This window comes from Nocardia sp. NPDC060259 (assembly GCF_042728775.1).
Lineage (GTDB): Bacteria > Actinomycetota > Actinomycetes > Mycobacteriales > Mycobacteriaceae > Nocardia.
In genome coordinates, this window is the sequence record NZ_JBHXAY010000004.1 from 150,096 (window position 1) to 158,153 (window position 8,058).

Annotated in this window: 5 protein-coding genes, 1 rRNA gene and 1 pseudogene; all 7 read right to left on the minus strand. The window is 70.3% G+C overall.

The genetic code is table 11. From position 1 onward, the window contains the following. Positions 1-34 precede the first annotated feature (34 nt). The 7 genes and pseudogenes from recN to rrf all read right to left on the minus strand — a co-directional run bounded on the left by recN (position 35) and on the right by rrf (position 7,894). Positions 35-1,804, minus strand: coding sequence for a DNA repair protein RecN (gene recN / locus ACFWF2_RS03565; protein WP_379304214.1), 1,770 nt, complete (start codon positions 1,802-1,804; stop codon positions 35-37). Then, positions 1,782-2,738, minus strand: a complete 957-nt coding sequence (locus ACFWF2_RS03570; RefSeq protein ID WP_379304215.1) for an NAD kinase — start codon at positions 2,736-2,738, stop codon at positions 1,782-1,784. Before ACFWF2_RS03570 ends, recN begins: the two co-directional genes overlap by 23 nt. Then, positions 2,735-3,556: a TlyA family RNA methyltransferase gene (locus tag ACFWF2_RS03575; protein WP_379304216.1), complete on the minus strand. Its 822-nt coding sequence runs from the start codon at positions 3,554-3,556 to the stop codon at positions 2,735-2,737. Before ACFWF2_RS03575 ends, ACFWF2_RS03570 begins: the two co-directional genes overlap by 4 nt. A 1-nt stretch (position 3,557) precedes the next feature. Further along, on the minus strand, positions 3,558-3,845 hold the full coding sequence (locus ACFWF2_RS03580; RefSeq protein WP_379304217.1) for a hypothetical protein: 288 nt from the start codon (positions 3,843-3,845) through the stop codon (positions 3,558-3,560). A 13-nt stretch (positions 3,846-3,858) separates the two neighbouring features. Beyond that, on the minus strand, positions 3,859-4,752 hold the full coding sequence (locus tag ACFWF2_RS03585; protein WP_379304219.1) for an HAD-IIA family hydrolase: 894 nt from the start codon (positions 4,750-4,752) through the stop codon (positions 3,859-3,861). Between the two features lie 444 nt (positions 4,753-5,196). Then, positions 5,197-6,031 (minus strand): annotated as a pseudogene (locus ACFWF2_RS03590) (hypothetical protein); the annotation flags it as partial. A 1,746-nt stretch (positions 6,032-7,777) separates the two neighbouring features. Then, positions 7,778-7,894, minus strand: a 5S ribosomal RNA gene (gene rrf, locus ACFWF2_RS03595). Positions 7,895-8,058 lie beyond the last annotated feature (164 nt).

An 8,058-nucleotide genomic window follows, 5' to 3' on the forward strand; every position in this document is an offset into this window, starting at 1 on the left:
CGCCCGCGTCCCGCGCGGGCGACGTCACCCGCGGTCAGGCCGGTGCTCGCTCCGCCCGCGCGGTTTCCAGCAGTTCCTCCGCGTGCGCGCGGCCGGTCTCGGTATCGTCCAGACCCGCGAGCATGCGTGCCAGTTCCACCACCCGCTCGTCGTCGGTCAGCGTGCGAACTCCGCTGTCCACCTTGCCTTTTCCGTCGTCGGACTTGTTCACGACCAGGTGGGTGTCGGCGAAGGCCGCCACCTGCGGCAGGTGGGTCACCACGATGACCTGGTGGGTACGCGCGAGCCGTGCGAGCCGCTTGCCGATCTCCACCGCGGCCCGGCCGCCGACGCCTGCGTCGACCTCGTCGAAGACCATGGTCGCGCCGTGATCGGACCCGGCCAGGACGACCTCCAGCGCGAGCATCACCCGCGAGAGCTCACCGCCGGAGGCGCTCTTGCTCAACGGCAGCGACTGCGCGCCGGAATGCGCCGAGAGCCGGAACTCCACCTCGTCGACCCCGTTCGACCCGGCGTGCAGCTGCTTTCCGTCGATATCGATCGGCGCCGAATCCTGCGCGCCCGCTGGTACGGGCCGCACCTGCACCTCGAGCCGGGCCTTGCCCATCGCCAGCCCACCGAGCTCGGTGCTCACCGCGGTGGCCAGCTTGCCCGCCACCTTCGCCCTGGCGGCGCTGAGTTTGCGGGCTGCCTCGCGCACCTTGCCCGCCGCGGTCTCGACTTCACCCGCGAGTTTGGCCAGCGCGTCCTCGGACACGTCCAGCGAGTCGAGGCGGGCGCGTGATTCGTCGGCCCAGGCGATCACGCCGTCGATGTCGGGCGCGTACTTGCGGGTCAGCGATTTCAGCTCGGCCTGGCGGGTGAGCATCGAGTCGAGCGCGCCAGGATCCGACGGCAGCTCCGACAGATAGCCGCTGAGTTCGGTGGTCACGTCGACGACCACGGCGATGGCTTCACCCAGCCGCGGCGCGAGGCCGGTCAGCCCCGGATCGTCGGCGGAATCCAGCCGGGCCCGCGCGCCACCGAGCAGATCGAGCACCCCGCCACCGTCGGCGGGCGCGTCCGTGGGACCGGACAGCGCCTCGTGCGCGGCGACGGCCGCCTCACGCAGCGAATCCAGATCACTGAGCCTGCGGATCTCGGCGACGAGACGGACGTCCTCGCCGGGTTCCGGTGCGATGCCGTCGATTTCGGCGAGCGAATGCTTGAGCCGGTCGGCTTCGAGTGCCAGCTCCCTGCTGCGCGCCGTCCGCTCGAGCAGTTCGGTGCGGGCATCGAGCCACGATCGGCGATGCACCTGATACTTGCGCAGCAGCCCCGCGACACCGTCGCCGGCGAACTGATCGAGCGCGGCGAGTTGCTGTTCCGGGCGCTGCAGGCGCAGCTGGTCGTTCTGGCCGTGCACGGTAAGCAGCCGGGAGGTGAACTCACCGAGCACGGCCGCCGGCACACCGCGACCACCGAGGTGCGCGCGCGAACGCCCGTCGCTGTTGACCGTGCGCACGGCGATCACGCTGCCGTCCTCGTCGGCCTCGGCGGCGGCCGACTCCAGCACCTCGCCGACGGCCGCGCGGGCCGCTTCGTTGACATCATCGATGACGAAACGGCCTTCGACCACGGCCTTCGACGCGCCGAGCCGCACCCTGCCCGCGTCGGCGCGCGCGCCGCTGAGCAGGTGCAGGCTGGTGACGACCATGGTCTTGCCCGCACCGGTCTCACCGGTGAGCACGGTCAGACCCGCATGGAACTGCGCGGTCGCCGTCGAGATGACGCCTAGTCCGTCAATCCTGATCTCTGTCAGCATCGCGGCTGTTCTCCGTTCGATGTCTACCCCGCCAGCCGGTGACCGGCAGCTGGAACTTGCGCACCATCCGGTCGGCGAACGGTGCGGAATCCAGCCGCACCCACCGCACCGGTCGTTCGCCACGGACCACTTCGGCGCGGCCACCGCGCGGCAAGGCCAAGGTGCGCCTCCCGTCGAGGAACACGATCGCGTCGTGCCCGGTCGCCACCGTCTCCACGGCGATCAGCGAATCCGGGCTGGTCACCAGCGGACGCGCGAACAAGGCATGCGCGTTGCTCGGAATGACCAGCATCGCTTCGAGTTCCGGCCACACCACCGGTCCGCCCGCCGAGAACGCGTACGCGGTCGACCCGGTCGGCGTGGAGATGAGAATGCCGTCGCAGCCGAACGCCGACACCGGCCGCTCGTCGACCTCGAGCACGACTTCCAGCACGCCCATGCGCTGCGCGTTCTCGATGCTGGCCTCGTTGAGCGCCCAGCCGCGTTCGACGATCGTGTCGTCGACCCGGACGGTGACATCGATGGTCATCCGGTCTTCCACGGGATAGTCCCGGTCGACCACCTGGGCCAGCGCCTCGTCGAGATGCTCGGCCTCGGCTTCGGTGAGGAAACCGATGCGGCCCAGGTTGATTCCGAGCACCGGCACCCCGCTCGGGCGGCCGAGCTCGGCCGCGCGCAGGAAGGTGCCGTCGCCGCCGAGGGCGAGCACCATCTCGCAGCCCAGCGCCGCGGACGGGCTGTGCGGCACCACCCGCACCGGGTAGCCGGCCGGCTCGTCCTCGAATCGGGTGCTGTCGGCCTCGTCTGCGAGCACCCGCAGGCAGATGCCCGCTTCGGCGAAGATCTTCGCCACCCGGTGCGCGGTCTCGATGATCTCCGCGCGGCCGGGATGGGCGACGAGCAGGATCTCCCTGCCGCCGTCGTGCGTGTTCACTGCGGACCCTCCTCGACCGCACGGGCCACCAGTGCCTCCACCTGCGCGGCGTCGTACTCGAACGTCCCGACCTTGCGCAGCCACAGGAAGTACTCGACATTGCCCGACGGGCCGGGCAGCGGGCTGGCCACCACACCCTGCGTCCGCAATCCGAGCGCACCCGCCACCGCGGCGACTTCGCGTACCACTTCGGCGCGCAACGCCGGATCACGCACCACGCCACCGGAACCGACCCGTTCCTTGCCGACCTCGAACTGCGGCTTCACCATCGGCAGCAGATCCGCGCCGTCGGCGGCGCAGGCCGCGAGCGCGGGCAGCACCAGCCCCAGCGAGATGAACGACAGATCGCCGACGACGGATTCGACTGTGCCGCCGATGGTTTCGGGCATGATGTTGCGCACGTTGGTCCGGTCGTACACCTGGACACGGTCGTCGTTCTGCAGCCGCCAGATCAGCTGGCCGTACCCGACGTCGACCGCGGCGACCTCCCGCGCGCCCCGCGAGAGCAGGACATCGGTGAACCCGCCGGTCGACGCGCCCGCGTCCAGGCATCGCTTGCCCGCGACGCTGAGACCCTGCGGTTCGAACGCCTCGAGCGCGCCGAGCAGCTTGTGCGCACCACGCGACGCCCACGACACCTCGTCGGGTTCTTCCCGCACGATCAGCGGGGTACCGGTCTCCACCGCCGTCGCCGGTTTCACCGCGACGGTTCCGGCAATCAGGACGCGCCCCGCGCTGATCAGCTCGACCGCGTGTTCTCGCGATCGCGCCAATCCGCGGCGAACCAGTTCGGCGTCCACACGCGCTCGCCTGGCCACCTCAGATCTTGTCCACTGTCGCCAGGGCGTCCACCAGCACGTCGTGCGCCTGCTCGAGGATGCGCGCACGGCGGGTGATGTCGGCACCGGCCTTGGTGTTCTCGGCAGGGCCGGTGACCGTCGGGGTCGCGCCGAGTTCGGCGAGCAGCGCGTCGACCTCGGCCTTGATCCGGTTCGGGTCGGCCGGTTCCGGCCTCGCCTGACCACCGGGCAGGTGACTGCCCGGCAGCGGGATCCCGGGGCGGGGTGGCTGCGGCGCGCCGGTCGGCGGTGAACTCGGAGTACTCATCGTGTCGTCAACGCTATCGGATTTCCGAATCGACTGCGCGCACCCGTACCGCCCTGCCGGGGTGCTGTCGCAACAGTTCCGCGACGGCCGCGGGCGCGACCGCTTCCGGCACGATGTCGGCATTGAGGGCGTCGAGTGAGGTGGCGATATAGGTGGGCACCTGCGCCGGTGGCGCGATGACCACTTCCTCGAGCGTGCTGACCCCGGTCAGCACCAGCAGCGAGTCGAGCCCGAGCCCGTTGGCGCCCTCGATGTCGGTGTCGAGGCGATCGCCGACGACCAGCGCGTTGCGGGCGCCGCAGCGCTCGAGCGCGTCTTCCATCAGCGGCGCGTACGGCTTGCCTGCGACCAGCGGTTCACGATCGGAGGCGGTCCGCAGCGCGGCGACCATGGACCCGTTGCCCGGCGCGAGGCCGCGCTCGTTCGGCAGGGTGCGGTCGGTGTTGGCGGCGACCCACAGCGCACCCGCCCGCAGCGCGTACGCGGCTTCGGCGAGGTCCGGCCACGCGGTGGTCGGCGAATGCCCCTGGACGACGGCTTCGGGCGGTACGTCGCCGAACCGGCGGATCGGTACGAGGCCGACCGCTTCGATCTCGGCGGCGAGGTCGTCGGTGCCGACGACGAGTACCCGAGCTCCGGGGGCCAGCCGGTGTGCCAGCATCCCGGCCGCGGCCTGGGCGCTGGTCACCACATCGTCGGCCGTGGCCGGATAGCCCAGCTCGGCCAGATGTTCGGCGACCGGACCCGGCCCACGTGCCGCGTTGTTGGTGACGTACACCAGCCGCTGCGCCGAATCACCGTCCGGAGCGAGCGCTTTCGGGGCGCCGTCGATGACCTCGGGACCGCGGTACAGCGTTCCGTCCAGGTCGAGCAGCAAAGCGTCGTATTGATCGCGTAGCCGGTTCACACACCCTCACTCCGTCGTCACTGCCGGGCCGAACACACCTGCCGACCCTAGGCGAACCCACCGACAGCCCCGGGCCTCGCCGGACCGTCGAATCGTGCTCGCACTCTTCATGATCGAGCATGCGGTGACCGTCCGTGCACGGTGTGCCCGGTTTCGGCGCACGGCGTCGCGCGCGTCGCCACCACCCCGGTGATTCAAGTCACCATCGGCCACTTCACCCAAGCCAACGGCATGGGGCGGCTGAGGGTACCTGCCGCCGATGCCGGTGTCCCCGCCATCTTCAGCGGCGCGCTGATCCAGTTCCACCTGGTGAATATCGCCCCAGCAGGTGCCTCTGGGCCTCACCGGCCTGCTGTTCGGTGCCCTCTGACCCCGACGCAGAACAGCCGCAGGACGGGAACCGCTGTCGGGTTCCCATCCTGCGGCCGTCGAGTGCTGGAGCTCCTACGCGTCGCCGGTGAGTTCCGCGGCGCGGTCCTCGGCGTCGGTTTCGTCGTCGAGGTCGGCGGCAGCGGCATTGAGGAACCACTGCAGGCCGTCGTCGGTGCGTCCCGCCGCGACCAGTGCGTCGGCGTAGGCGTAGAACAGGCGCGCGGCGGCCGAACCGGTGCGCGCCGGATCCAGATCGGGGGTCTGCAGCGTCACGACGGCCTGGTCGAACTGACCCAGGTCCATCCGCGCGCCGGCGACCACGATCCGCAGCTCGGTGGCCTCGTCACCACTGAGCGCCTGCGCCTCTTCGCTGCGGCCGAGCTCGATGGCCCGTTCCGGCCGCCCGAGACCACGCTCGCAGTCCGCCATCACGGCCAGCAGCCCGGAGCCACCCGACATACGTCGCGCGGTCCGCAGCTCCGAAAGCGCCTCGGCCCATTCCTCGGCGTGATAGGCCACCACACCCGCGGTCTCCCGCACCACCGCGATGCGGCCTGCCCGCTGCCGGGCGGCCCTGGCATGCGCCAGGGCGAGGCGGGGATCGTCTTCGAGCAGCTCGACGGCCATCACCATGTGCCGGGCGACGGTCTCGGCATTGTTCTTGTCCAGGCTCAGCAGATCGCGGCGCACGGCCGGATCGAGATCGGAGGCCTGGACGTCTTCCGGCAGATCCGGCTCGTCCGGACGTGCCGCGCGGCGGTCGGTGGACCGTCCGCCCGCGGTCCGGGCACCTTCGCCACCACGACGGCGGTCGTCATGGTCCTCGGCGCCACGGCTGCCGTAGCCGGTCTCGGCGGTGCGAGCCGAGGTGTCTGCCGCGGCCTCGCGGTCGTCGGCCACCTCTTCGATGTCCTCGTTCGTCGGCTCGGCGACTACCTCGTCCGTGGACTCGGCGCGCTCGCTGGCCGAGGAGGTGTCGTCGGACTGCTCAGTGGACGCGGGTGCGATCTCATCGCTCGCTGCTGCCTCGACGTCGGCCGATTCGATGTCGGCCTGCTCGATACCGGCAGCATCGGCGTCCGATGCTGCCGCCGACGAGACGACGCCAAGGACATCGCCTTCGCGCTCACGCCGCTTCTCGCGGTATGTGCCGTCCAGCGGCGCACCGTCCTCACCGACATAGCGGGTCCCACCGGAGTCGCCGCCCCGCTTGAAGCCACCGCGTCCGCGATCATCGTCGCGGCGGAAGCCGCGGTCGTTGTCGTCGCGCCGCTGGTAGCCGCCACGATCCGAGCTCTCGCCGCGCTTGAAACCGCCACGGTCCGAGCTGCCACGCGAACGGTCATCGCCCTCGTTGCGGCGGAAGCCACCACGGTCACCGGAGCCACCACGGCCCGCATCGTCGCGACGCTGGTAACCACCACGGTCACCACTGTCGCGACGGAAACCGCCGCGATCGCCACCACGGTCCGAACCACCGCGTGAACGGTCGTCGTCACGACGGAAGCCACCACGGTCACCGCCACGCGAACGGTCATCGCCCTCGTTGCGGCGGAAGCCACCACGGTCACCGGAGCCACCACGGCCCGCGTCATCACGACGCTGGTAACCACCACGGTCACCACTGTCGCCGCGACGGAAACCACCACGGTCACCGGAGGAGCCACGGCTCGCGTCGTCGCGCTTCTGGTAACCACCACGATCACCGCTGTCGCTGCGGCGGAAACCGCCACGGTCGCCGGAACCACCACGGCCCGCGTCGTCGCGACGCTGGTAACCACCACGGTCGCCACTGTCGCGACGGAAACCGCCGCGATCGCCACCACGGTCCGAACCACCGCGCGAACGGTCGTCGTCGCGCCGGAAGCCGCCGCGGTCACCACGGTCGTAGCCGCCGCGCGAACGGTCGTCGCCTTCGCGGCGCTGGTAGCCGCCGCGATCGCCACCACGATCCGAGCCGCCACGGGGACGGTCGTCATCGTTGCGGCGGTAGCCACCACGGTCACCGCCGCGGTCGAAACCGCCTGCGGGACGGTCGGATTCGTCACGGCGACGGAACCCGCCGCGGTCACCGGAGGAGCCACGGCTCGCGTCGTCGCGCCGCTGGTAGCCACCACGGCCTGCGTCGTCACGGCGCTGGTAGCCGCCGCGATCCGAACCACCGCGCGAACGGTCGTCGTTGTCGTTGCGGCGGAAGCCGCCGCGATCGCCGGAGCCGCCACGGCCTGCGTCGTCGCGACGCTGGTAACCACCACGATCATCGCGGTTGTAGCCGCCACGCTGGCCCTCGGAGCGGTCGGAACCGCCACGGCTGCCACGATTGTCGTCATTGCGGCGGAAACCGCCGCCTTCGCCACGTCCTGCGCCACGGTTGTCGCCGTGTCCACCGCGGGGGCGATCGGTCGGTTCGCCGCGCCGGCCGAAACCGCGGGCGTCTCCGTCCCGGCGGAAAGGCTTCCGTCCGTCGTTGTGTTCCGACACGGCGATCCCTTTCTAGATTCCCCGGCCTCGGGGAGTGTTGTCATGGCCCCGCCTACAAGAATTCAACCACGGGCGGAGGACGGGGCATCGTCCGCCTGGCGTGCCAGGGCCGTCGTCGGCCCCACAAACGCCGATAGGGGACCCAATTCTGGGTCCCCTATCGCGAAGGATGTTCCGGCGGTGTCCTACTCTCCCACACCCTGTCGAGTGCAGTACCATCGGCGCAGGTGGCCTTAGCTTCCGGGTTCGGAATGGGACCGGGCGTTTCCCCACCGCTATAACCGCCGTAACACTATGAAACTAGACAGCGCTCCCAACAACTCCCTCCGAAAAGAGAGAGCTGGTTTGCTGCAGTGTCTGTTGTTTCAGATACCGCACAGTGGACGCGTAACACCTTCGATAGTAAGCCCTCGGCCTATTAGTACCAGTCACCTACACCAGTCACCTGGCTTC

Coding starts and splice junctions, on each gene's coding strand:
- recN (WP_379304214.1), bottom strand. CDS start 1,804: ATGCTGACAGAGATCAGGATTGACGGACTAGGCGTCATCTCGACGGCG.
- ACFWF2_RS03580 (WP_379304217.1), bottom strand. CDS start 3,845: ATGAGTACTCCGAGTTCACCGCCGACCGGCGCGCCGCAGCCACCCCGC.